Source organism: Clostridium cibarium (assembly GCF_014836335.1).
GTDB lineage: Bacteria > Bacillota > Clostridia > Clostridiales > Clostridiaceae > Clostridium > Clostridium cibarium.
In genome coordinates, this window is the sequence record NZ_JACSRA010000024.1 from 54,534 (window position 1) to 77,535 (window position 23,002).

At 29.4% G+C, this 23,002-nt stretch carries 25 protein-coding genes and 1 riboswitch; of the genes, 19 read left to right on the top strand and 6 right to left on the bottom strand.

Going from position 1 to position 23,002, the window contains the following annotated elements; all coding sequences use genetic code 11:
* Positions 1 to 136 precede the first annotated feature (136 nt).
* The 3 genes from H9661_RS14095 to H9661_RS14105 all read left to right on the top strand — a co-directional run bounded on the left by H9661_RS14095 (position 137) and on the right by H9661_RS14105 (position 2,041).
* Positions 137 to 1,402, top strand: a complete 1,266-nt coding sequence (locus tag H9661_RS14095) for a zinc dependent phospholipase C family protein (protein ID WP_191769464.1) — start codon at positions 137 to 139, stop codon at positions 1,400 to 1,402.
* Positions 1,403 to 1,415: 13 nt separating this feature from the next.
* Complete coding sequence (locus H9661_RS14100) at positions 1,416 to 1,712, top strand: hypothetical protein (protein WP_143317732.1); 297 nt, start codon at positions 1,416 to 1,418, stop codon at positions 1,710 to 1,712.
* Positions 1,713 to 1,804: 92 nt separating this feature from the next.
* Positions 1,805 to 2,041, top strand: a complete 237-nt coding sequence (locus H9661_RS14105) for a zinc ribbon domain-containing protein (protein ID WP_191769466.1) — start codon at positions 1,805 to 1,807, stop codon at positions 2,039 to 2,041.
* A 109-nt stretch (positions 2,042 to 2,150) separates the two neighbouring features.
* Here the strand turns inward: H9661_RS14105 and H9661_RS14110 are convergent, their stop codons facing one another.
* On the bottom strand, positions 2,151 to 2,567 hold the full coding sequence (locus tag H9661_RS14110; protein WP_341480433.1) for a GNAT family N-acetyltransferase: 417 nt from the start codon (positions 2,565 to 2,567) through the stop codon (positions 2,151 to 2,153).
* Positions 2,568 to 2,900: 333 nt separating this feature from the next.
* Between H9661_RS14110 and H9661_RS14115 the strand changes: the two genes are divergently transcribed.
* The 5 genes from H9661_RS14115 (at position 2,901) to H9661_RS14135 (ending at position 7,101) form a co-directional block, all read left to right on the top strand.
* Positions 2,901 to 3,461, top strand: a complete 561-nt coding sequence (locus H9661_RS14115) for a GNAT family N-acetyltransferase (protein ID WP_143317735.1) — start codon at positions 2,901 to 2,903, stop codon at positions 3,459 to 3,461.
* Positions 3,462 to 3,814: 353 nt separating this feature from the next.
* On the top strand, positions 3,815 to 5,320 hold the full coding sequence (locus tag H9661_RS14120) for an exonuclease domain-containing protein (protein WP_143317736.1): 1,506 nt from the start codon (positions 3,815 to 3,817) through the stop codon (positions 5,318 to 5,320).
* A gap of 26 nt (positions 5,321 to 5,346) precedes the next feature.
* Entirely contained in the window at positions 5,347 to 5,559 is a 213-nt protein-coding gene (locus tag H9661_RS14125; protein ID WP_143317737.1) for a hypothetical protein, read from the top strand.
* A gap of 250 nt (positions 5,560 to 5,809) precedes the next feature.
* Complete coding sequence (locus H9661_RS14130) at positions 5,810 to 6,244, top strand: hypothetical protein (protein WP_191769471.1); 435 nt, start codon at positions 5,810 to 5,812, stop codon at positions 6,242 to 6,244.
* 50 nt (positions 6,245 to 6,294) lie between these two features.
* The gene (locus tag H9661_RS14135) at positions 6,295 to 7,101 is read left to right on the top strand and encodes a hypothetical protein (protein WP_191769473.1); all 807 of its coding nucleotides are present in this window, start codon (positions 6,295 to 6,297) and stop codon (positions 7,099 to 7,101) included.
* An 18-nt stretch (positions 7,102 to 7,119) separates the two neighbouring features.
* Here the strand turns inward: H9661_RS14135 and H9661_RS14140 are convergent, their stop codons facing one another.
* The gene (locus H9661_RS14140; RefSeq protein ID WP_191769475.1) at positions 7,120 to 7,824 is read right to left on the bottom strand and encodes a hypothetical protein; all 705 of its coding nucleotides are present in this window, start codon (positions 7,822 to 7,824) and stop codon (positions 7,120 to 7,122) included.
* Between the two features lie 254 nt (positions 7,825 to 8,078).
* On the opposite strand from H9661_RS14140, the gene H9661_RS14145 reads away from it, so the two are divergent.
* From H9661_RS14145 to H9661_RS14155, 3 genes are all read left to right on the top strand, one after another.
* Positions 8,079 to 8,990: a DUF4261 domain-containing protein gene (locus H9661_RS14145; RefSeq protein WP_143317741.1), complete on the top strand. Its 912-nt coding sequence runs from the start codon at positions 8,079 to 8,081 to the stop codon at positions 8,988 to 8,990.
* A gap of 77 nt (positions 8,991 to 9,067) precedes the next feature.
* Entirely contained in the window at positions 9,068 to 9,778 is a 711-nt protein-coding gene (locus H9661_RS14150; protein WP_191769477.1) for an aminoglycoside phosphotransferase family protein, read from the top strand.
* Positions 9,779 to 10,010: 232 nt separating this feature from the next.
* Complete coding sequence (locus H9661_RS14155; RefSeq protein ID WP_191769479.1) at positions 10,011 to 10,781, top strand: hypothetical protein; 771 nt, start codon at positions 10,011 to 10,013, stop codon at positions 10,779 to 10,781.
* 409 nt (positions 10,782 to 11,190) lie between these two features.
* Here the strand turns inward: H9661_RS14155 and H9661_RS14165 are convergent, their stop codons facing one another.
* Entirely contained in the window at positions 11,191 to 12,132 is a 942-nt protein-coding gene (locus H9661_RS14165) for an aminoglycoside phosphotransferase family protein (RefSeq protein WP_191769481.1), read from the bottom strand.
* Positions 12,133 to 12,452: 320 nt separating this feature from the next.
* Between H9661_RS14165 and H9661_RS14170 the strand changes: the two genes are divergently transcribed.
* The 7 genes from H9661_RS14170 (at position 12,453) to H9661_RS14200 (ending at position 19,780) form a co-directional block, all read left to right on the top strand.
* Positions 12,453 to 13,499: a CatB-related O-acetyltransferase gene (locus tag H9661_RS14170; protein WP_143317745.1), complete on the top strand. Its 1,047-nt coding sequence runs from the start codon at positions 12,453 to 12,455 to the stop codon at positions 13,497 to 13,499.
* A gap of 143 nt (positions 13,500 to 13,642) precedes the next feature.
* Positions 13,643 to 14,215, top strand: a complete 573-nt coding sequence (locus tag H9661_RS14175) for a helix-turn-helix domain-containing protein (protein ID WP_191769483.1) — start codon at positions 13,643 to 13,645, stop codon at positions 14,213 to 14,215.
* 458 nt (positions 14,216 to 14,673) lie between these two features.
* Positions 14,674 to 15,108, top strand: coding sequence for a MarR family winged helix-turn-helix transcriptional regulator (locus H9661_RS14180; RefSeq protein ID WP_143317747.1), 435 nt, complete (start codon positions 14,674 to 14,676; stop codon positions 15,106 to 15,108).
* A gap of 33 nt (positions 15,109 to 15,141) precedes the next feature.
* Positions 15,142 to 16,473 (top strand): aldehyde dehydrogenase, encoded by a 1,332-nt coding sequence (locus H9661_RS14185; protein ID WP_191769485.1) that lies wholly within the window; start codon positions 15,142 to 15,144, stop codon positions 16,471 to 16,473.
* 62 nt (positions 16,474 to 16,535) lie between these two features.
* On the top strand, positions 16,536 to 17,447 hold the full coding sequence (locus H9661_RS14190; protein ID WP_191769487.1) for a phosphate acyltransferase: 912 nt from the start codon (positions 16,536 to 16,538) through the stop codon (positions 17,445 to 17,447).
* Between the two features lie 22 nt (positions 17,448 to 17,469).
* Positions 17,470 to 18,573: a butyrate kinase gene (gene buk, locus H9661_RS14195; RefSeq protein ID WP_143317750.1), complete on the top strand. Its 1,104-nt coding sequence runs from the start codon at positions 17,470 to 17,472 to the stop codon at positions 18,571 to 18,573.
* Positions 18,574 to 18,619: 46 nt separating this feature from the next.
* Positions 18,620 to 19,780: an iron-containing alcohol dehydrogenase gene (locus tag H9661_RS14200; protein ID WP_191769489.1), complete on the top strand. Its 1,161-nt coding sequence runs from the start codon at positions 18,620 to 18,622 to the stop codon at positions 19,778 to 19,780.
* A 157-nt stretch (positions 19,781 to 19,937) separates the two neighbouring features.
* Here H9661_RS14200 and H9661_RS14205 read toward each other — a convergent pair whose 3' ends face one another.
* Genes H9661_RS14205 through H9661_RS14215 form a run of 3 tightly spaced genes read right to left on the bottom strand, consistent with a single transcriptional unit; the run spans position 19,938 to position 21,866 of the window.
* A complete protein-coding gene (locus H9661_RS14205; protein ID WP_191769491.1) occupies positions 19,938 to 20,402 on the bottom strand; it encodes a pyridoxamine 5'-phosphate oxidase family protein in 465 nt (154 codons plus the stop codon).
* 48 nt (positions 20,403 to 20,450) lie between these two features.
* Positions 20,451 to 21,140 carry a radical SAM protein gene (locus H9661_RS14210; protein WP_191769493.1) on the bottom strand — a complete coding sequence of 230 codons (690 nt, stop codon included), beginning with the start codon at positions 21,138 to 21,140 and terminating at the stop codon, positions 20,451 to 20,453.
* An 18-nt stretch (positions 21,141 to 21,158) separates the two neighbouring features.
* Entirely contained in the window at positions 21,159 to 21,866 is a 708-nt protein-coding gene (locus H9661_RS14215) for a B3/B4 domain-containing protein (protein ID WP_191769495.1), read from the bottom strand.
* Positions 21,867 to 21,940: 74 nt separating this feature from the next.
* A riboswitch (guanidine-I (ykkC/yxkD leader) is annotated at positions 21,941 to 22,036 on the bottom strand.
* 303 nt (positions 22,037 to 22,339) lie between these two features.
* Between H9661_RS14215 and H9661_RS14220 the strand changes: the two genes are divergently transcribed.
* Positions 22,340 to 22,903, top strand: a complete 564-nt coding sequence (locus H9661_RS14220) for a CYTH domain-containing protein (RefSeq protein WP_191769497.1) — start codon at positions 22,340 to 22,342, stop codon at positions 22,901 to 22,903.
* The last annotated feature ends 99 nt before the right edge of the window (positions 22,904 to 23,002 follow it).

Below are 23,002 nucleotides of genomic sequence, written 5' to 3' on the forward strand. Positions count from 1 at the left end.
AACCAAAACTGTTTAAATATAAAAAGAGGAAATATTGACAATTAGTATTAAAAAAACTATAATTTAACAAAAAACACTCGAGAAAAGTTGAGAAAAAATTTGCACCAAAAAAGTGTGTAAAGAGGGGGATTTTAGAATGAAAAAAATTATAAGATCAATTATAGGGTGCATAGTTGTATTGGGGGTTTTGAGCATAGATTCAAAAGAAGCTAAGTCATTCCAACCAGCAGCACATTATGCATTAATTCAGAAAGTAAAAAGTAATCTGTCTTCAGCAAGTATAATAGGACAAGCACTAAGAGAATATCCTAATATAGCAGCTTGGGGATCGCTCGGCCCTGATTTAGGATATTTTCAACCATCTGAACTTGGGGGATATGCACCATGGGCTGATAGATATCACTATTATAAAGTAGGCAGTTTTGCTAAAGAACAATTAAAAGAAGCACTAGATTCTGGAGATAAGAAAAAAATAGCTTTTGCAGGTGGATGGGTATCTCATGTAAGTGGTGATTTAGCTTGTCATGGAATTTATGTTAATCCAGAATGTGGTGTGTATTTAGATAATGAAGATACACGTAGTAAACATAGCGAATTAGAGAAAATGGCAGATCCATATGTTTGGACTACATTAGGAAACCAAGATCAGAATTTATATATAAATAAAAATTTGGCAAATATATATTCTAAAACCGGAAGTATTCCTTTTGATTTAATGAATAATGTTTCACAAAAAATTTATAATACTTCAGCGTCAACATCAGAAGAAAATGGATGGTGTAATGTTTTATTAGCAGGTTTAAATAGTGGTATAGGATATACCTACACTGATTATAAAGTTGCTGTAGATTATCTTAATGAAAATGGAAGAAAAGATAGATTAAATAAAGCTTTTTCTACAGCAGAAAATCAATGCACCAAATTACTAGAACAGGCTGAAAGTGGAGAGTATAGTAATTTTACTGATAGATGGAACTTGGATGTTGGAGCAAGTGAATCTCCAATTAGTTCACTTACAGCTATAGTGAAAACAGGAACAAAATCTGGTGCAGGAACTGATGATGATATATATTTTGGTATTAAATTAAAAACTGGTGATACTAAAGAATGGAAGTTAGATAAAGCATTTTATAATGACTTTGAAAATGGAGATAATGATGAGTATTACTTATATATAAATGATATGGATTTTTCACCTAATTTAGTTGACAAGGTATGGCTTGAAAAGAAACATAAAGATTATTCAATTGGACAAGCATGGTATTTAGATTCTTTAGAAGTTAATGTGAATGGAAAAATAGCGCTATCAAAAGATGCAAATCAGTGGGTAAATGGAAATGATACTGTATATTTTGATGCTGATTGGTCAAGTATAACTAATACTAGTGACCCAACATTTTAATTGAGGGAAGTTTATGTTGAAAAATAATAAAAAGTTAAGTGATATATTTTCAAAAGTATCATTAGTTATAATATTATTTACAATCATGGTAATTGTAGATATACCATTAAAATTTATACCTTATATAAAAATTTCAACAGGAGCATATTTTTTACCCTTCTATTTATGTCCTATAGGGCTGTTTTTATCAGTACTTTCTTTAAAGCTAAATAAGAATAAAATAGGTTATATTGCCTTAATATTAAATGTATGTATGGTTTTATTGGAAGCTATTTTTATGGTTGTAGGCTTTAAATTTTTAGTACATTGAGATGAGATATATTACAGCATATTTTGGACAAGAAGATTGGAAAAGATTATTATTTTTAAATTTACTAAAAAAATAGAAAGGGGAAAAATAATATGAAAACATGTATAGCTTGTGGAATGCCAATGAGAACTCAAAGTGATTATGCAATGGAAGATGAGAGCAAAGATTATTGTATTTATTGTGCAAAACCAGATGGAACAATGCAATCTTATGAGGAAAAGTTAGAATCTATGACAGGGTATATTATAAAAACTCAAGGATTAGATGGGAGTGCTGCAAATAATGTAGCAAAAGAGATGTTAGATAAACTTCCAGCATGGAAGAAATAAAACTATTAGATATGAGACAATACTATCCATTTTATATGAATGGTATTTCTCATATGATAGTAAAAATAATAAATTGAGTTGGAGAACTCAAATAAATATCTACTTGCGATTATTTTAGATAATATATTTTATATTCACCAATAAATTTATACCCCAATTTTTGAGCTAGTAAATATGAAGGATAATTTGCAGCATCCCAATGAGGGGTTAAATCATGATCAAGACAATATAAAATAAATTTTGCAGCTACAAGAGCAGCAAGACCTTTCTTTCTAAAATTAGAATTTGTTATTATAGAAATTTCAGCTGATTTTTTTGATAGTAAACATGGGGTACAAGCTGATAATACTTTCTTATCCTTTTCTATACAGAATCCAAAGCTGTTATGTACGAAGTCCTCTCCTAAATCATAATTTAAAAAGTGATATTTCTGTAATTCATCATTACGCATTTTATTAACAGCATCTAAATCGATTCTTTTTAAAAACTTGGCATATTTATTTGTATGTATGATCTTTTCTATTATCTTTCAATTTCTCATTAATATTTTTCAAAAGTATCATCAAGATAAACTGCTTTCTATAGATGAAAATTTTTTTGTTTGTATAATTTTGGTACAATGCAATTATATTACAAAATAAAGACAAAAAGGATTAATATTGAATAACGCAAATAGTAATATTCAATTTGCTAAGAACCTTGCATTAGACCATAAAAGAATAATGAGAGGACATTATGAGTATAAAAACAGAACTCTTGTTTATGCAACAAAAAGTTGTTAATATGCCTAAATTTGTATATAATATTATATATTTATGCTGGTGTTATAGTTATAATAATTTTCAAAGGGGTTGAGTTTATGAGCATAAAACATATTGACAATATTATTGATAAAGTTGAATTGAAGAATGGATCACAATTAATTTTGAGAAAGGCAACAGTAGACGATGCTAACGATATTATTGAATATTTGAATATTGTTGGTGGAGAAAGTAATAATTTACTTTTTGGAGAAGGTGAGTTTAAACTTACAATTGAACAAGAGAGAGCATATATCGAAAATATTAATAAAGATAAAAACTCTCTTATGTTGTTAGGTGTAATTGATAATAGAATTGTGAGTGTTTCTCAAATAAGTAGTGAGAACAGACAAAGAATAGGTCATAATAGTGAACTCGCAATTTCAGTAAAAAAAGAATATTGGGGAAACAGAGTTGGTAGTTTTGCTATAGAGCAGTTAATAAAATTTGCAAAAGATAATAAATCTATAAAGAATATTAGTCTTGGTGTTAAAGAGGATAATCATAATGCCATTAAACTGTATAAAAAGCATGGATTTGTAGAAGTAGGCGTTCATAAAAATTTCTTTAATATTAATGGTGATTATTATGATGAAATATTAATGGATTTATATATCTAAAGTTATTAAATAGACAAGCAATAGGTAGTTTAAATTTAACTACCTATTATTATTACTATAAATCAACAATTATATCTAACAGAGCCAACAATAAAAACTAAGATAGACGTAAGTATTATGAGGCAGACTATTAATCAGATACTTAAGATTTAAGATTAAAGTTACCGAATGAGGATCATAGAGAATCAAGTCAGATATAACTGGACGGGGAAGCGTATATGTGGAGAACCAAAATAAAAAGAGAGTAGTTTGTGAATTAATTGGATTATCAGTGGAATTGAGGAAAACAAAAGAGTAATATATAGTTAATGAACTTATGAGTAATTCAGTTAAAAATAGGGGGGGAGAAGGCTATGGGTTTTTTCGATATATTTAAGAAAAAAAGAAAGAAATCAGATGTTAAGCTACAAAATTTATCAATACAGAATGTGGAAGACCAGGTTGTTCATCAAGGTAATGTAAGTGCTGATGTTATAAATATAAATTCAAAAACAATAGAAATGTTGCATAGATCATTTATTGCATTTGATGTTGAAACAACAGGCCTAAATTCTGAATATGATAGGATTATTGAATTAGGTGCTGTTCGATTTATAGATGGTCAGCCTACGGAGGAATTTAGCACATTAGTAAATCCACAAATTAATGTTCCGAGTGCTGCAACTAAAGTAAATCATATTACAAATCAAATGATTAGTACAGCTCCAAAGGAGAATGAAGTTTATCCTAAATTATTAGATTTTTTAGGGGAGGCTTCTCAGAAAAAAATAATTATGTGTGCACACAATGCAAGTTTTGATTTCAGATTTCTTATAAGTACATTAAAAAGAATGGGGGTAGATGCAAGTTTTGATTATGTTGACACTCTTAGTTTATCTAGAAAACATATTAAAGGACTTACAAATTATAAACAAGGTACAATTGAAAAACATCTTGGTTTAGCAAATGATAATGCGCATAGGGCTTTATCGGATGCTAAAATATGTGGGAAAATCCTTTGTAATATATTGTTTAAATTAGACGAGGAAATCAATGAACAAAGAAAGAATATGGAAAAGATTAAGCCTAGTGAAGAAGAACTTGAAATATGCGGGTATATCCAAAAAATTATTAGAGATAATGGTGAGGATGTAAGTTGGATAAGATATAGGAAGAATAGTGGAAACTATATTGATGTTTCGTGTCTATATTCGTTTTTAAAATTTAAAATAGCTAAAAAGGGAAAATACATAATCATCGATAAAAAGTCTGCAAATGGATTAGAGCTTTCACAAGAACCGTGCACTAAAAGTGAAGGTGGAAGTGATTTCGTAAGGGTATTTCTTGAAAGTCCTTTTGATTTAAATATATTATCTTCATTTATAGTAAGTTCTTTTAAAGAATGCTATAAAGCTATGAATTATTATTTGGATAATGGAGAACGTGCAAAAAAGTCTGCAGAAGAATGCATAGCAATGTTAACCAAAATTGAGAATAGTGAAATAGAAGGATTACTTTCTTCAGCAGAACAGAGAATAAAAAATAATATAGCAATTGAACAGGAAAAGAAAAGAGTAATAGAAGAAAAGCAAAGAGAGAAAGAAGAAAAGAAAAAAAATAAAGTATTAGCGAAACAGAAGAAGATGCCTGAAAATACAAATAATAATGAAAGTATGTGTTCAAATAGGAAAAGAGTTGGTAGAGGAATTATTCAATTAAATGATGATGGAACAATTATTCAAGAATATGAAACGGTAGCATCAGCAGTTAGAGAGACAGGAGTTAATTCTAAGAGTATAAGAGATGCTGCCAAAGGGATGCAGAAGCATGCAGGAGGATTTTGTTGGAGATACAAGGATGAAGTGCTGAAAAACGAATAGAAGTTTTGGGAGAGGATGAAGAACAAATGGGTATTTTAAGTAGATTATTTAAAAAGAAAGAAACTGTTACTGCATATGTAAAATATTTTTTGTATGAGTGTGGAATTAGTAAACCAGAGAAATATCATAAACAAATGATAAATGAAGGTTATTTGGCAGTCTCGACAATTGAAGCAATAGTACAAGCACTTAAAGTTGATACATTAAAAAAATTTTTAAAAAAGCTAAATTTACATTAGAAAATACTAATTCTGGTTTAATTCAAAGTAATAGACCAGACCCATTTGCCTTTAACTTCAACGAAATTGAAAAAAGTGTTCAACTATATCTATGTATAATATGTAAAAAATAAGTAATGCAGCAATATACTATTGCCTTACTTATTTTAATAATTTATGTGAGATATAATAATTACTAATTAATTCATAGGAAATGTAAATTAATAGTGACAAAAATAACTACTAAATGGTAATTTGTGGAGAAGATATTATGATTGAAGTATTATTATCATATGCTATTTTGTTGCATTTGGAATTAGTGTCGGATGCAGAATATAATGAATATCTTGATGAGCTTTTTTTAAAACATCCTGATAATGATTTGCTATTAGAATTAGAGTGGGGAACTTTAGATATGGAAGGTACAATTAAAATTATTTTTAACTACTGTTTAGGTAATAATGTTGATTATGATACCTTTGGCTGCTTTTTGCTCAGTAGGTTAGAAGAAATTTATTATAAAGATGCTATGGATATACGAATCTTTGGATCAAAAATGTACTCATTATGGAGAGTGTTGCCATCTGATATTGCGAATAAAGAACCATTTTGGACTATGTCTTATGCTGATGATCCTTTGTCGTATGGAGATGAAAGACAAACAAGAGAACTTTATCAAAAGATGTTTCAGTATTATAAGAAATAAAAAATTACATTATGATAGACAAATCAAGATTTAGAGTGAGAGCATAATTTATGAATGATATAGTTAAAGAAATTAAAAAATTAAATGAACAATCTTCAAGAGAAGATGTTCTAAGGTTGGCTCAGTTTGATTTTAAGAAATTTGAATTAAATAGTGAGCATAATGATAATATTAAATTAATCTTTGATTGGAAGAATTTAAAGGGTATTCATATAGAAAACAGTATTAGAGCAAATAATATATACAGGGCATTAAATTGGGATAATGAAGAATATCATGATATTATTACTTCTTTTTTGTATGTTTATTTACTTTCATTAACAAAGTTTTATCCAGAAAAATTTAGAATAAGTGATAGTAATGTGATAATGGTTCAAGGTATGCTAGGACAAAGAGCCTATTCTAATAAATATTTGAGTGAGCATTATATGGAATTTCAAGAGGCTAATAAAAATGTACATATTCAAAGATTTGCATCACTTACTCATAGTTTTGGAAATTTCATGCCATGTCCCAATTCACTTTTTAATAGCATTAAAGGCACTACAAAAAGTATATCTGATTTTCTTGATATTCTAATAAATAAAGTGGATAATTTATCTTTTATAAATAAGAGAGTAAACAAGGACATGATGATTGAATGGAAAAAATGGTTTGATGCAGAAAATTATTTTATATATAAGGATGATTATAATAAAATAAATGATTTAGATGAATTAATCAAGATGTCAAAAGAGGACTACTTAAAAATTATAGAAAAGTTGAATAATAGAATAATTAAAAGGGGATTGCTCATGGTAGCTACAATTAATCCAAAAGTAAAAAAGCTATGTGAAGAGGCTAGCAAATTATATTAGTATTTGCTAGCACAAACTTTAGGATAATAAAAACTTATATTCAAACCGTTCATTAAAATCACCATTTAAACAATAATATACTGTATTTAAATTCTTTGAGTAGACCATAGAAAATGTAGTAATCCATTCTCCATTTCTTTGACTTACAGAATCAAGTATACTAAATGCTGTTTCAACATTTACTTGTTCTGCTTTTTCAAATGCACTCGTTACTGATTTGAACCTATCACAATTGCATTCAACATTTTCATTTAAATAATCCCATAATGAGAAATTTGTCATAACAAAAAATGGTGAAGACTTAGCTGGGCTACTTATATTACCACGACCAGGTTCTACTACCCAAGCATTACCATTGGAATCACAAATCATATTATGGCAACTCCAATCTGGAACATTAACAACTTCAACATTTCTTAAATATTCTTCTAAGTTTTCAGTGGAAATTACTCCTTTAAGTATATCTGTTATAAGTTTAGTTGTATGAGTAACTTTTTTGCTTGGTCTTCTGTATAAACCTTTTCCATTTGAATTAACTACAAGATTATTAAAGAACCTACCAAAACGATCCACTCCAAATGATGGATATTTTCCACGACCTCCATCAACTTGCACAGTAAACCAGTTAGGATTTTTAGTATCAATAGAATATTTCATGCCATTGTTATCAAAATTCATTCCAATAATCGTATCTTGTCCTCGATAAATAAAACTTGTACACATAATTGTCTCCTAAATAATTATTTTAGTTAGATAACGCTTACTTCAGCATAATTTATATCTGATTATAACATTTATTTCATTATAATATATGTAATTACAATTGAGAAACAAAATTAAAAGAATTTTTTTAAGTATTAAAGTTAAGGAAATGATGCTTTTTATATCATTAGCTTATGTTATAATTACTTTAGTGATTTTTGGAAATACAACCAAGGATTAAATATATATTATCAAAGTGAATAGAAGGAGAATGTATGGGATTATTTGATAAGTTTAAGAAACAAGAGAAAACACATGATGTATTTCAGCAAGATCTAAGTCATAAAGAATCACCAGGTTCTGTATTTGTTATACATTTGTTAATGAGAGAGAAATGCGACATGCCTAATAAGGAAATTATGACTTCAGTTATGCAAAAACATTTGGGTGATGTGGAATGTTTCTGTCATAATAAAGATATTTGTGGTTTTGCGGTAAAGAAGCATAAATTAGAATTTGAAGAAGGTTTAATGCCAGTTCAACTTATGATAACTGGCTGTACAGATAGAGAAGAGCATAAGATCGATGAGTTTACTAAAAGTCAGATGTGGGATTGCATGGAAGATAGGGATAGGATTTTAGCAGAATGTAAATATCAGGTTAGTGCTATGGATATGTTGGCTCGTGGAATGGAATATAAAGAACGTGGGGATATGCTAATGGACTATATGGAAGCTCTTGTGGAAATGTATCCACAATGTGAGGCAATTCTATTTCAAACATCTGGCAAGATGTTTACTGCAGCACAAATCCGTGAGCATAAAATTCAAAGAGAGAGCCGTTTTATCTATTTTGCGGTTAATGTTCGCTTCTTTAATATTGAAGGAACTAATGACATGATGGTAGATACCATTGGAATGAGTACATTGTATTTACCGGATTTACAATATCATTTTCATGGTATTGACCAAAACTGGATTGTTAATCATGCTTATAATTTACTTTCTTATATTTATGATAATAATAACCCTATAGAAAGTGGAGAAACTGTTGATGGAATAACAGCTGGTAAAATGGATAGAAATGTACAGTGGAAATGCCATTATGAAGATGCGATGATTCAACCATCAAGAGGTGTACTAGATATATATATGAATGAGTATGCTTCTGGTGGAAGAGATTATTAGTAATTAGAAAGTCTTAAAAATATTAATAAATAATTTAAAGTAGTTATTACAGATAGATATGGGGGCTGGAATTAATTATGAGAGTTATTGGTAGGGGAAATACAGCAGAGGTTCTAGAACAACTGGATGATAAGGTATGCAAATTGTTTTATGAAGGATATCCTAATAGCGCTATTGAACGTGAATACAATAATGCAAAATTAATGCAAACAATGAGCATACCCATGCCTCAAGTTTATGAAATTGTGCATGTTGGAGTGCGTACAGGAATAATCTATAGCAGGATTCAGGGACAATCTATGTTGGAAAAATTACTTCAAGATAATGATGTGAACTTTCTGGTTAATCAAATAGCTGACTTGCATAAGAAAATATTAGGATATCATACTTGCGAAGTGATGTCATATAAAGAATTCCTTCAATTATGTATTGGTAAAAAAACAAATGATAATATAGATATATATAATGAAATAGAAGGTTTACCAGAGGGAAATTGTTTATGTCATGGAGATTATCATCCAGGGAACATTTGGGTAGATAAAAATGGCAAAGTCTTAGTGATTGATTTTATGAATGTATGTCATGGGCCATGGCAATATGATGTTGCTCGTACATATATCTTAATTTCAGAGGGAGATGTACCGCAAGAAATATCTAACAGAGAAGAAATTATATATATGCAAAAGCAACTAGCTGAAATGTATTTGAAGAAACTACATGTTTTATACAATGAGATTAGCCAATATGTATCAATAATACAAAAATGCCGTGAATATGAATTGTCTTAAAAAAGCATATTAATATTAAATTCAATTCTAGGCAAAATAGTTTTTTACTAATATTGAGGCATTAAAAGCAAAATCAGAGAAAGGTAAGAGAATAATTGAGGATCTTCCTATAATTACAGTATTTGATAACAGAAGAGAGGCTCTTAAATATGGTCTTGTATTTTGAAGTATAGATATAAAACATAAAGGCAGAATATTTTAATTATTACAGAAGTTGTAGGGAGGTATGTTTATGATATTTACTGAGAAAGAAAATTTGTTAGCAAATGAAGCTCATCTGACAAAGGCAATGCTAGTAAGTGGATTAAATTCATTAAGAAGAGCAAATATAGTATTAAAGGGGGAGTATTATCAAGCATTTTTTTCTTTATCAATTGGATTCGAGAGAATGTTAAAAATAATATACATTAGTGCATATAGAGCTGATCACAATGGTAACTTTCCAACAGGGAACGAATTAAAGAAATTAAGTCATAACTTAGTTAAATTATGGGATTATATTGGAATCAAAAAACTAGAAGGAATACATAAAGATATATTGGAATTCTTAGACGTGTTTGCGGGATATTCTAGATATTACAATTTAGATATAATAATGAATAAGACTGGAAAGAATAAAGAGCATGGAGATGTATTAGAACATTGGGCTATGATACAAAATAATATATTAAAAGCTTCCGGAAAAGAACGATGTATGTCAAGAAAACAGCAAGAGTTAGCTAAATATATAGATAATGTAAGTATGACATTAATGCATAATTTAAAAGGAGAGGAATTGGTTAGTTCTGCTCAAGTAGCAAATGAAGAGATAAATATGGATATAATTCAAGGTTATTCAGTTCAATATGTATTCGAAATTATTAAAATTTTGTATTATAAAATAAATGAGATAGAAAAAGTAGATTATAGGATGCCTGTGTTAACAGAGTTTTTTGATTATTTTAATGACTATTGGAAGCCATATCAGATTAGAAATAAAAGAAATTGGCTTAATATAAGGTGAAAGGCTATATCATTATTAAGGAGAATCGTACCATAAGTAAATATTAATTTGCATAAGCGTACTAAAAGATATATATTTACAATATATAGTGAGGTATCTTAAAAAGAGTTATAATAAAGGGAAAATATCCTATGGGGGAGATAAGAAATGATTAAATATGGAATTCCTGAGATTTTAAAAGAGCATGAAAATATAATAAGAAAAACTTCTAGGTATAGTAATGAGATAAGTTTTAAACTGGAAGAAACAAAACCATAGGAGAGTAAATTAGGTGTATATCCATATTTAAAAAGTATTGAAGAATAAGGATTTTTCAAAAGTAGTCTATGATTGGCAATGTTGCTAGTGTATAAGGGAGTTTATGATACTCATAGATCGTAGTAAAGAGAAAATTAGCAAATCAAAGTTATTAGGATAGGCTTTTAAAGTCTATCCTATATTTATCTTTATTTTCTAAATACCACTTAGGAATTGTCAAGTTGAAATTATCATAATGATGGAATGCTTCAAGACAACGTTTGGTCATTCCATCGATATCTTTCTGTCCAAATTCTTCTGCCCATTTAATTGAATATAAAGATGCATGTGCAACATATACTGCTTGTGATTTCCAAAAATCAATTGGAGGATTTCCAGTAAAGTATCCTTGGATTTGTCCTATTGAGAAGGCAATACTGTGGTCTATATCAAAGCTTTGAATTTTATAAAATTCTTCATATTTATCTCCACATTTCCAACGGTTAAAATCTATAACTCCAATTCTTTTGTCAGGTGTGTATATTAAGTTTCCAACATGAAAATCACCATGTTCATAAACAGGGGATGACTTACACAACATATCAATATTGTTTTTAACAAATGTTATGGCAATTTCATCATTTGGGATTCGGACAGATGAATCTTCATACCTTTGTAACTGTAATAATTTTTTAGAAATTCTATTTACCGAAGGAACATCTTGAAGATCAACTGGAATGCTGTGAATTTGTTTTAAAATCTTACCTGAATATAAGCCAAGTTGATATTGTTCTATTTCAGGTAAAGAATGTAGCTTTTCTTCAAGGGAACAACCTTCTACCCAACTTAAAAGCATATAAACATTTTTATGTTCATTAAAATATCCAAATTCTATTGCTCTAGACATTTGAAAATCAAATGTGTTAAATTTCTTAATGATTTCAAATTCTTTCTTTTTTTTCTCGTAAATATCAGCAGTAGATATACGAAGTAAGTATTTGATATTTTTATTATCTTCTATGCAGTATTTTTCATCAGATGACCAGCCATATTCTATCTTTTTTATTTTTACCCATGTACTTGAAGTTTTTATATCATTAAAATTGTAATTCATTATATACCTCTCAAATTATATTTACTATCTAATATACTCTTTATAGTAATAGCAAATCTTTTAACATATACAATAAGTATACAATTTATTGTAAGAATATTATACAGATATTGATGAAAAATACATATTAATACTACTTGATTAAAAGATACAGCAACATTTCACAAACAATACAGAAATATTTCACAAACAGCACGAGTGAAGAATCATCCGATAATGTATTATATAATAGGGAGCATTATGATATAAATTATCATTGCAAAAAGCAGTAAGATAACTTGTACAAAATAGCTTTAACATAAATAAAAAAGAGGTAAAGTATGGTTATTAATTTTTCAGTACCAGTTGAAAAAAATACGGAAACTAAAAGACACTACATTAATATGAGTAATGGAAGTACATTTCCTACAGTGTGTGTTGGGAGAGACTCTTATATAGTAGATGGGGAAATTACTAGTGGAGTTCAGCTTACTATATCAAAAGGGTACGCTGTTCATAATTTACACATAGGTCAATTTGTTTCAATCGCACACGGTGTGGGTTTTACTATGGGATTAGGGCACGATTATCTTAATTTATCAACAGGAACATCAAAGTTATTTAAAGAAAATAATGAGCATAACTATGAAGGTGGATATAAGGAAAAGGGACAAATATTAATTCAAAATGATGTATGGTTAGGTCATGATGTAACTGTTATGGCAGGAGTAACAATTCATAATGGAGCAATTGTAGCAGCTAACTCACATGTTGTTAACGATGTCCCTCCATATGCAATAGTAGGAGGAAATCCTGCAAAGATAATAAAATATAGATTTAGTGAAGAGATAATAGAAAAGCTTCTTACTATTCAATGGTGGAATTGGAGCGATGAAAGGATTAAAGAAAATAGAGAATTCTTTAAAAGTAGAAATATCGTTGATTTTTGTAATAAGTTTTATAATGAGGCATTAGAGAATAATAAAAAAATTAAAGATATTGAAATACCAAAAAAGGAGAATACATATCTATTTTTTATGGATTTTACAGAACAATATTCTCTTTGGGAAAGAGTAATTAAAGAATTCATAAATAATTTTAAGTTAAAAACAGACCATTTGTTAATTTTATACATTGATGAAGAATTTGCAAATAATAATATGAATTTAATCAATTTGCTTAGTGAATTTATAGATGAACAATTAGTAACTGAGAACTCTATGTGTAGTATTAGTATTTGTATAGAAAATAAAGAAAATGAGAGAAGTATGTTTAAAAAGACAGATTACTTCATTACAAATAGAAGTGAGTTCACAATCCTTCATTCAGAATATTCATATGAAAATAATGTTAAAGTAATATCAGGTGTTGATATTCCAATATTCTAAATCAAGTGTATTCTAATTATTAAAAGGTTGATAATAATGCTATGCTACAGAGCGTATCATTAATGTAATCTAGTATTTCTTGTTTTTTATGGGTAATAATCATTATAATAGTCTTACACATAAACAAGGAGGTTAAATAAAAAATGAGTATAGGCAAGAAAATAAAAGAATGTAGAAAGAAGGCTAGTCTCACACAGGAAGAACTAGCAGAAAAATTATGTGTTTCAAGACAAGCCATTACCAAATGGGAAGCAGATAGAGGTATGCCTGATATTGGGAATATTCAAAATATATCCAAGTTGTTTGGAGTTAGTATTGATTATTTATTAGATGATGGAGAAAATCTATTGAGTTCCGTAGTAAAAGAAACTATCAACATTAAGGATTATGAAAAGATTGGCAAATTCCGTTCTAGATATGATGCTGCAGTGAGAGCTAAGTATCCAAAGGCAGCAATTATATATCCCTTGATACGTCTTAAGAAACTGAGTTTCATTGAAAATATTATTGATTTTCTAGTACAGCCTGGGGTATTGCAGATGGCAGATTCTTTAAACAATATGTCAGCCTATTACTTAGTTCAATTAGAGCAGAAGCAACTTCTTGTAAATGTAACAAAAGAGTTTATTGAGAGCAGAGAGCTAAACTGTAAATTCACAAAAAAGAAGATGGTAATTGGAACTAACATATTTAAGAAGTGTACCTATACAATATAATAAATAAAAGATATTAAGTGCAATATAGAAACAAATTTAATTTCTATAGAAATAATTAAAGAGTGGTATAAGCCACTCTTTTTGTATGTTAAGATTCTTGGGGGGGGGAATAACTTTTATACAGCTAGAGGTTTGGGTAGCAATGGAACAAAAAACGGCTGTAATAATGGGGGAAAATAACAACACATAAGAATTCAAGTATACAGATAATTGAATTCTTATGTGTTTTCTTATACTTTTTTATCTATCTATTAATCTTAATGTGTTCAATAGTTTATATTACTACCAACATGGTATAGGTAAGAAATACATACTAAAAAAGATATTAAATATTATATGGTTTTTGGTAGATATTTAATCTAAATATATAAACATACATATATATTTGACAATAAATGGTAATAAGCATATAATAAGCATATCAATTATTGTTACAACAAGTATACGGAGGTGAATGTATGTATGAATCTATAGGACAGATTACAAATCAAACTAATAAAAAAATAATATATTTTTTGAATTCAAAACTTGAAGTATTTGATATTACTCTTGAACAATGGAATGTATTATTGAAATTATCCCAGGAAAATAAAATTAACCAGAAGCAATTAGCTCATAAAGTAGATAAGGATGAACCAACTTTAGCAAGGATTTTAAATATTTTAGAAAGAAAAGGATTGGTTGTAAGACAACCTAGTAAAGAAGATAAAAGAGCTTTTTGTTTAAATTTAACAGATAAGGGGGTAAGTCTTAAGAAGAAGATCGAGCCATTTTTTGGAAGTCTTTTTGAAATAATTATATCTGGTGTTGCAATTGAAGAAATAGAAATATATAAACGTGTTCTTATGAAAATTAACAATAATATAAACATTAAACATGTAGGTAAGAAATAATTTAAATTTATTAAAAATAGGAGGAAAAAAATTATGAGACAGTTAGGAGTATTTGAAACAGCAACAGAAGCATGCGTAGCAGCCACAGTTGCACAAAAGGAGCTAGTGCTTAAATATACACTGGAGGATAGAAATCGTTTTATAGACAGTATCCGTAAAAATATAATGGAAAACATAGAGATGCTTGGTCAGATGGAATTTGATGAGACAGGTTACGGAAGAGTTGAAGATAAAGTAGAAAAAAACACAGGTGCAGTTATGCTATCTCAAGGTACAGAAGCTATTCCACATAACATGTATGCCTCTGATAAGGGACTTACAGTAGAATATTATGCACCATTTGGTGTTGTAGGGGCTGTTACACCTGTAACAAATCCTTCTGCTACAATTGTAGGAAATGCTATTGCTAATGTTGCAGCTGGAAATGCAGTTGTATTTAATGTACATCCTTCAGCTAAGAAAACCTCAGCCATAACAGTACATTTAGTAAACAAAGCCATTAATGAAGCTGGTGGACCTGTTAATTTGTTTACCATGCCAAGAGAATCTACTTTAGATACACTTGATGAAATTATGGCACATCCATCAGTTAAATTATTGGTAGGAACAGGTGGCCCTGGAATGGTTAAAACACTTATGAGCTCAGGTAAGAAGGTTATTGCAGCTGGTCCAGGTAATCCACCATCAATCGTTGATGAAACAGTTGATTTAAAAAAAGCGGCAGCAGGAATTTATGGATCATCCTCTTTTGATAACAATTTACTTTGCATAGCAGAAAAAGAGATATTTGTAGTAGATGCTATATTTGATAACTTTATGAAAGAGTTAGAAGCAGTAGGTGCTTATCGTGTAAATACTAAAGAAGGAAAAAAATTAACAGATATTTGTGTTGTAAAATCACCAAATGGCAATTATGTTGCAAATAAAAAGTATGTTGGTAAACACGCAAATGTAATCTTAAATGCAGCAGGTATTAAGATTGATATTGATCCTAGAATAGCTATTTTTGAAGCACAGAATGATGATCCTTTAGTTCAGACTGAGCAGATGATGCCTATTATTCCTATTGTACGTTGCAGAGATTTCCAAGAAGCAATGGAAAGAGCAGTTGCAGCAGAGCATGATTGCAAACATTCCGCATCTATTTGGTCAAATGATATCAACAGAGTAACTGCTTTTGGAAAAGTTATAAATACAACCATTTTTGTTCAAAATGGCGGGACAATGGCAGCATTTGGTATTGGCGGTACTGGAACAAATGCACCTACTATTGCTACACCAACAGGTGAAGGGGTAACAGGACCACAATCATTTGTAAGAAGAAGAAGATTTTGTATGGCAGATGGTGGAAATTATCTTTTGTAACAAAATAATGGATAATAGAGGCATGGTTTAGGGCTAGATATATACAAGGAGTGATAGAAAAAATGCAGATTAAGAGTTTTCAAGATTTAGTTAAAAATGTTCAAAGTATAGAAAAAAAAAGCAAGATTGCAGTGGTGGCTGCCCATGACAAACACACTCTCGAGTCAGTAATAAAAGCAAAAAAAGAGAATTTGATAATTCCTTTGTTGATAGGAAATGAAGAGAGAATTGTGGAGATATTGACAATGTTGGGTGAAAGTGCTGCAGATTATAAAATCGTACCTGCAATGGATGTTGATGAATGTTTGGATATAGCAGTCAAGATGGTTCATGAAAGTATTGCAGATGTACTTATGAAGGGAAAGCTGGAAACAGCTACTATGATGAAGGCAATTCTAAAAAAAGAAAATGATTTAAAGAAAGGTGGAACTATATCTGTAGTTGGCTTTTGTGAAACAGAAAAGTATCATAAGTTGCTTGCTATAAGTGATGTAGCAGTCAATATATATCCAGATTTGGAAAGAAAGAAGGATATTCTGCTAAATGGGGTTTATGTTTTGAATACAATGGGTGTTGAAAAACCAAAGGTAGCAGTTTTGGCACCTGTTGAAAATATAAACCCTAAAATGCCTGAAACTGTGGATGCAAATTCTTTAAAACAAATGAATCAAGATGGAGAAATCCATGGATGCATTATAGAAGGACCTATTTCATTTGATCTAGCAACTAGCAAGGAAGCAGCAGAAATAAAGGAATACGAAAGTCCAGTATCAGGAGATGTAGATTTGTTATTAATGCCGGATCTTGTGTCTGCAAATGTACTAATAAAGTGTTTAACAGGATTTGCAGGTGCACAGACTGCAGGTTTATTAGTTGGTGCAAAAATTCCGGTGATAGTGACATCCCGTTCAGCTCAAGCTTCTGACAAATATTATTCTATTGTACTTGCAGCATATGTGGCACAAGGTTATTGATTGGGAAAGGTAGTGTAATATAATGAAAGATTACATGGTTTTAGCTATAAATCCAGGATCAACATCCACAAAGATAGCAGTATTTAAGAATGAAAAAAAAGTGTTTAGTAAAAATGTATCTCATGATACTAATAAATTAAAAGAATTTAAAGAAATACAGGATCAATTGGTATATAGAAAAGAAATTATTGAGCAAGAACTTAAGGCTAATGGAATTTTTATAAAAAACATTGACATCTTCGTAGGAAGAGGAGGTGGTCTGGTTCCAATTAAAGGAGGAACATATATAATAAATAGTAAACTTCTTGAACATGCTAGTAAGGGAATGTCAGGACAGCATCCAGCACAGCTGGCAGCTCAGATTTGCAACATCTTTGTAGAAAAATATGGTGGTAAGGCTTATGTTGTAAATCCTCCAGATGTTGATGAATTTGAGGAAGTTGCAAGAATTACTGGACTATATGGCATATACAGAGAAAGTAGAATCCACACCTTGAATCAGAAGGAAGTTGCATTAAGGTATTGTAATGCAAATAATATAAAATATGAGGAAAGTAACCTTGTTATTTGTCATATTGGAGGAGGTATTTCTGTAACGTCACACCATAATGGGAGAATGATAGATTCAAATGATATTATTAATGGTGATGGACCTATGACACCCACCAGAGCTGGAACATTGCCCACTATAAAGGTATTGAAAATGTGTTATAGTGGAGAATTTACAGAAAAAGATTTGTACAAGAAATTGTCAAAGGAAAGTGGTTTGACTGCTCACCTAGGAACAGCCGATGTCAAAGAAATTGAAAATCGTATTGCAGCAGGCGATAAGTATGCAAAACTTGTATATAATGCGATGATTTATCAAATTGGTAAAAGTGTAGGAGCAGCAGCTTGTGTGTTGAAAGGAAAAGTAGATGCAATTATTTTGACAGGTGGAATAGCAAATAGTCAATATCTAGTGGCAAAGTTAAAAGAATATATCAGTTGGATTTCTGTGGTCAAGACAATAGCTGGAGAATTTGAGATGGAAGCTCTTGCAGCTGGAGCTCTTAGGGTAGTATGTGGCAAGGAAGAAGCTGTAGTATATACAGGGCAACCTACTTGGAGTGGAGTTTCTACTTAAAACTTATTGAAAGATAAAAGAATATAAAATGATAAGGAGATAGCTTATGAATAATTTTAATTATTATAATCCAACTAAAATTTTTTTTGGAGAAAATTCAATTGAAAATTTATCAGAACAGTTAAAAGCTTATGGAGAGAACATTCTTTTAACTTATGGTGGTGGAAGCATTAAGAGAAATGGGATTTATCCTAGTGTAATTAAGATATTAAAAAATGAAAATAAAAATGTTTTTGAATTAAGTGGAATCATGTCTAACCCAAGAAAAGAAAAGGTTTATGAAGGAATTAAAATATGTAAAGAAAATAATATAGACTTTATTTTAGCTATTGGTGGTGGTAGTGTTATTGACTGTTCAAAAGCAATCTCAGCTGGATCTAAAATAGATAGAGATTTTTGGAAAGCTTTTTTCATTAATAATGAAGAATGTTATGATGCCACCCCTTTGGGAGTTATTTTAACGATACCAGCAACAGGAAGTGAAATGAATTTAGGTAGTGTAGTTACGGATTGGGAAAAGAATTTGAAAATTGGATATATGAGCAAAATGTTATATCCAAAGTTCTCTATTCTAGACCCAACATATACCTATACATTACCAAAAGAACAAACTATATATGGTTCAATTGATATTTTAGCCCATGTGTTTGAGCAATATTTTAGTGAACCAAATGATTCAAATCTAAGTTATGATTTAAGTGAAGCTATTATTAAAAATGTAATAGAAAATTTAGAAATAGTACTTCTAAATCCAACTGACTATATAGCAAGGTCAAACCTGATGTGGTGTAGTACCATGGCACTTAATGGAGTTATTGGTTTAGGAAAAAATCAAGATTGGACAAGTCACCAAATAGAACATTCATTATCAGCGTTTTACGATATCCCACATGGTGCAGGACTTGCAATTGTGTTTCCAAGTTGGATGAAGTATGTATATAAACATGGATTAAACAAATTTGTAAGATATGCTATTAATGTTTGGGGTGTTGATATAGTCAATAAAACAGATGAAGAGATTGCATTAGAAGGTATTGAAAAGACAAAAGAGTATTTTGTTAAAATTGGAGCTCCAATAACATTAACTGAAGTAGGGATTCCAAAAGAAGATATAGATAGAATAACAGAAAAAGTTTTCTTGCCTAATACTGGATATATGAAAATGACAAAGGAAGATGTGAAAAATATATTGATAGCTGCTATCTAATTAATTTCCATGGGGGAAGATATAATATCGGTATTTGACATATTTCTTCGTAAAGTAAGGTAGTACATGAGCTGGTACAAGATAAGATACAAGTAGTTTTTTGGGGGGATAAACCTACCCCCCAAAAATTTTTGATTTGGAATTTTATCTTCTTTAACTATCTTCTTGCTTTTCCAGAAATATGATCTATAGTAATTTTTATTACCTTAGTTGCTTTACCTGCCTTAATAATATATTCTTTTCCTTGTTCAATAAAGTCTGGAGAATACTTATTTAAAGTTTCTAAAAGAGCCATATTTTTTTCATCATCAAAAACTTCAATTGCTTTTCCAAATACAATTAAACTCTCGTATTTTGTGCTAAATTCTTCAGGTAAAACACAGGTGTTGCCAACCACACAAAAAGATACTTTATCGTTATTCAATATATTATCTAACTTATGTCCTTTAGTAGCACAATGAAAATATATTGAATCATTAAAGAAGACATAACTTATTGGTACACCATAAGGATAACCATTTTCACTTATAGTTGATAGAATACCGTAACTAGTATTCTTTAAGACTTCAATAATCTCATCATTTTTGAGTTCTCTGTCTTTTCTTCGCATTTCTCTAAACATAGCAATCACTCCTTGTTTGAAATATAATTCCTTTATACATTAGTTTAACTAACTATTTAGTAATGCCTTTGAAATTTCCTCAAATCTTTCATCAGTTATACCAAGTTTTTTCTTAAATCTTTCATCTTCCATTCTTCCAACGATTATCTTGTCTGGAGATAATTTGTTAATAACATCTTTAATCTTATTAATAGATTCATCTGTGTCATTATAACCTTTTATAATTGTTACCTCTAAAATAAATTTACCTTTATATTGCTTATTAAATAGAACCATGTTAGAGATATATTCTTCTAAAGTGTATCCCTGAATTGGCCTTTGGATTTTTTGAAAATCTTCTTCAGTAATTGCCTTTATCTCTCCAATAACTTCATCGCACTTATTGACTATTTTTATATATTCATCTCTACCTAATATGTAGCCATTAGATAAGAGCCTTACTGGTACTCCCTTACTTTTAATTAGGTCTATAACATCATCAATTTTGTCATTTACAAGGGCTTCACCCTTTGAATTAATGAAAACTAATTCTACATTATTATCTTCTATCATATTGTTTAATTCATTTAATGAATTATCTATTTCATCAAATGATTGTTGTGTATCAACCTTATTGTGTGATCTTCCAATAGGGCAGAATATGCAATCAAAATTACAATGCTTTTCAGGAAGTATGTTTACTTCTAGCACCCTTTTTCCATCCTCAATATAAATATCTTTATAGCTAAAACCACTCATTCCTTTATCCTCCTAAAATTATTCTATTACTAGCTCTTTATTATCAATATCCAAAATTGAAATTTTATTTGTTCCTCCTAAATTATCCTGTACTGATTTTGATAGGTCATTAAGGGCGTTTTCAAATTCTGTTAATCTATTTTCATCAACCAATTCGATACATAAAAAAGCATTACTTGTATTTTCAGTAAGCATTGTTCTTACTGCTTCACGCCAATTAAAGCATCTGCAAATTGCACCATTATCATCTTTATAGACTATTTCTCCTTCATATGGAGGTGAGTTTTCATCTGTTCCAAGTGGAATAAATTCTTCATCTCCAGCAGCTGTAGTTAATTTTATAGGTCCTGCAAATTTGTCTATATCCTCTCCACCACAAGGCAGTGCATACCTTAACGAAATAGAGTTATAGATATCAACTAGTGGATTAATAGTTCCTATATGATTTCCATTACGAACTCTCTTAAGTAGTGCTTCTATGGATGATCTTGCACCTTTCTTTGTTTTAAATTTTTGGAATGTTTCTCTCCATACCTTTATTACAGGGTTAATACCAAATTCTGGATTTTGTAAATGTGTTAATGCTTTCTTTTCAGCATTTAAAATCATTTCTGCATATTGATCCTTATCCTTTATAGAATTATCTATGCCATTACAGATAATAACCCCAATTTTAGCATTAGGAAATAGATTCCAAAAGAAATCTTCAATAATAAACTTTTTCATTACAATACCTCCTATATTATTTATTTTGACTAAAAAATTGAAAATAAAAAAAGCCTATGGAAATATTATTAAATATCTCCCAGGCTTTTATCCTTCCGTGTACACAGATAACTGTGCGTTTTCTCTCGGACCTGCCAACTAAAAGTTGCGGAACCCTAGAAAACTAAAAAATATATTTTTGTGATTTATAAAATAAATATATGAGAATTTTAGCATAAGACCACATTTAAATCAACACAATATTAAAAAATTGAAGTAGCGTTAATAATGGTGGAGTGGTTTATAATTAGTATGTATTGGTCACATTAATGGATTAAAAAGTGTATAAAGCTAAACAATTATTTGGTTTACATAAAAATAGAAAAAGTAGTAAAATATGAGATATAAGAATGAATTATAAAAATAAAATTATGATTTAGATTTTAGAAAAAATATTGCATAAAGTGCAATAAAATAATTTAAGGAGGTTAGTGATGATAGAGCAGGAAAATAAAGTTTTATTAAGTAGATTTCAATATGACATTATAGATAAAAAATTTAAATGGAACGAAGTAATAGAGCAGAAAAATTATTACTATGTAAATGATTTTACAATAAATAAAGATATAACAGTACGTGTAAGAGAGAAAAAATCAAGGTTATTATTGCAAGTTAAAATTCCTATATCAAAAAAGGAGTCTTTGCATATTAAAAAGGAATATGAAAAAGAAATTTTAGAGTTACCAACACTCATTACAAGTAAAGAATTAGAGGATTTATGTGGTTGTAAATTAGGAGATGTAAAATATTTAAGTGAGCTACAAACTTTAAGGAAAGTCTGCAATTGGAGCAATAATGTTGAGATTTGTTTGGACTTAAATAAATACCTTAATATTACTGATTACGAATTGGAAATTGAATACGTAGGATTAGAGCCAAGAGAGTTAATTGAGCACTTAACTAATATAGATATTTGTTTTAAAAGAAACATAAAAGGAAAGTTTTCTAGATTTATGAGCGAGTATATTAAACTAAATAATAGAATGAATCAGGGATAGGGAGAAGTGATTTTCAAAAAAAGAGAATGTAGATAGATTTGTGTAAAACAAATCTACTACATTCTTTTTTTGTATTGTTTGATGGTAGATTTGGAATAA

What these genes read in the sequence shown, in the direction of transcription:
- H9661_RS14095 (WP_191769464.1), top strand. Translation starts at nt 137, where the DNA reads ATGAAAAAAATTATAAGATCAATTATAGGGTGCATAGTTGTATTGGGG.
- H9661_RS14100 (WP_143317732.1), top strand. Translation starts at nt 1,416, where the DNA reads ATGTTGAAAAATAATAAAAAGTTAAGTGATATATTTTCAAAAGTATCA.
- H9661_RS14105 (WP_191769466.1), top strand. Translation starts at nt 1,805, where the DNA reads ATGAAAACATGTATAGCTTGTGGAATGCCAATGAGAACTCAAAGTGAT.
- H9661_RS14115 (WP_143317735.1), top strand. Translation starts at nt 2,901, where the DNA reads ATGAGCATAAAACATATTGACAATATTATTGATAAAGTTGAATTGAAG.
- H9661_RS14120 (WP_143317736.1), top strand. Translation starts at nt 3,815, where the DNA reads ATGGGTTTTTTCGATATATTTAAGAAAAAAAGAAAGAAATCAGATGTT.
- H9661_RS14125 (WP_143317737.1), top strand. Translation starts at nt 5,347, where the DNA reads ATGGGTATTTTAAGTAGATTATTTAAAAAGAAAGAAACTGTTACTGCA.
- H9661_RS14130 (WP_191769471.1), top strand. Translation starts at nt 5,810, where the DNA reads ATGATTGAAGTATTATTATCATATGCTATTTTGTTGCATTTGGAATTA.
- H9661_RS14135 (WP_191769473.1), top strand. Translation starts at nt 6,295, where the DNA reads ATGAATGATATAGTTAAAGAAATTAAAAAATTAAATGAACAATCTTCA.
- H9661_RS14140 (WP_191769475.1), bottom strand. Translation starts at nt 7,824, where the DNA reads ATGTGTACAAGTTTTATTTATCGAGGACAAGATACGATTATTGGAATG.
- H9661_RS14145 (WP_143317741.1), top strand. Translation starts at nt 8,079, where the DNA reads ATGGGATTATTTGATAAGTTTAAGAAACAAGAGAAAACACATGATGTA.
- H9661_RS14150 (WP_191769477.1), top strand. Translation starts at nt 9,068, where the DNA reads ATGAGAGTTATTGGTAGGGGAAATACAGCAGAGGTTCTAGAACAACTG.
- H9661_RS14155 (WP_191769479.1), top strand. Translation starts at nt 10,011, where the DNA reads ATGATATTTACTGAGAAAGAAAATTTGTTAGCAAATGAAGCTCATCTG.
- H9661_RS14165 (WP_191769481.1), bottom strand. Translation starts at nt 12,132, where the DNA reads ATGAATTACAATTTTAATGATATAAAAACTTCAAGTACATGGGTAAAA.
- H9661_RS14170 (WP_143317745.1), top strand. Translation starts at nt 12,453, where the DNA reads ATGGTTATTAATTTTTCAGTACCAGTTGAAAAAAATACGGAAACTAAA.
- H9661_RS14175 (WP_191769483.1), top strand. Translation starts at nt 13,643, where the DNA reads ATGAGTATAGGCAAGAAAATAAAAGAATGTAGAAAGAAGGCTAGTCTC.
- H9661_RS14180 (WP_143317747.1), top strand. Translation starts at nt 14,674, where the DNA reads ATGTATGAATCTATAGGACAGATTACAAATCAAACTAATAAAAAAATA.
- H9661_RS14185 (WP_191769485.1), top strand. Translation starts at nt 15,142, where the DNA reads ATGAGACAGTTAGGAGTATTTGAAACAGCAACAGAAGCATGCGTAGCA.
- H9661_RS14190 (WP_191769487.1), top strand. Translation starts at nt 16,536, where the DNA reads ATGCAGATTAAGAGTTTTCAAGATTTAGTTAAAAATGTTCAAAGTATA.
- buk (WP_143317750.1), top strand. Translation starts at nt 17,470, where the DNA reads ATGAAAGATTACATGGTTTTAGCTATAAATCCAGGATCAACATCCACA.
- H9661_RS14200 (WP_191769489.1), top strand. Translation starts at nt 18,620, where the DNA reads ATGAATAATTTTAATTATTATAATCCAACTAAAATTTTTTTTGGAGAA.
- H9661_RS14205 (WP_191769491.1), bottom strand. Translation starts at nt 20,402, where the DNA reads ATGTTTAGAGAAATGCGAAGAAAAGACAGAGAACTCAAAAATGATGAG.
- H9661_RS14210 (WP_191769493.1), bottom strand. Translation starts at nt 21,140, where the DNA reads ATGAGTGGTTTTAGCTATAAAGATATTTATATTGAGGATGGAAAAAGG.
- H9661_RS14215 (WP_191769495.1), bottom strand. Translation starts at nt 21,866, where the DNA reads ATGAAAAAGTTTATTATTGAAGATTTCTTTTGGAATCTATTTCCTAAT.
- H9661_RS14220 (WP_191769497.1), top strand. Translation starts at nt 22,340, where the DNA reads ATGATAGAGCAGGAAAATAAAGTTTTATTAAGTAGATTTCAATATGAC.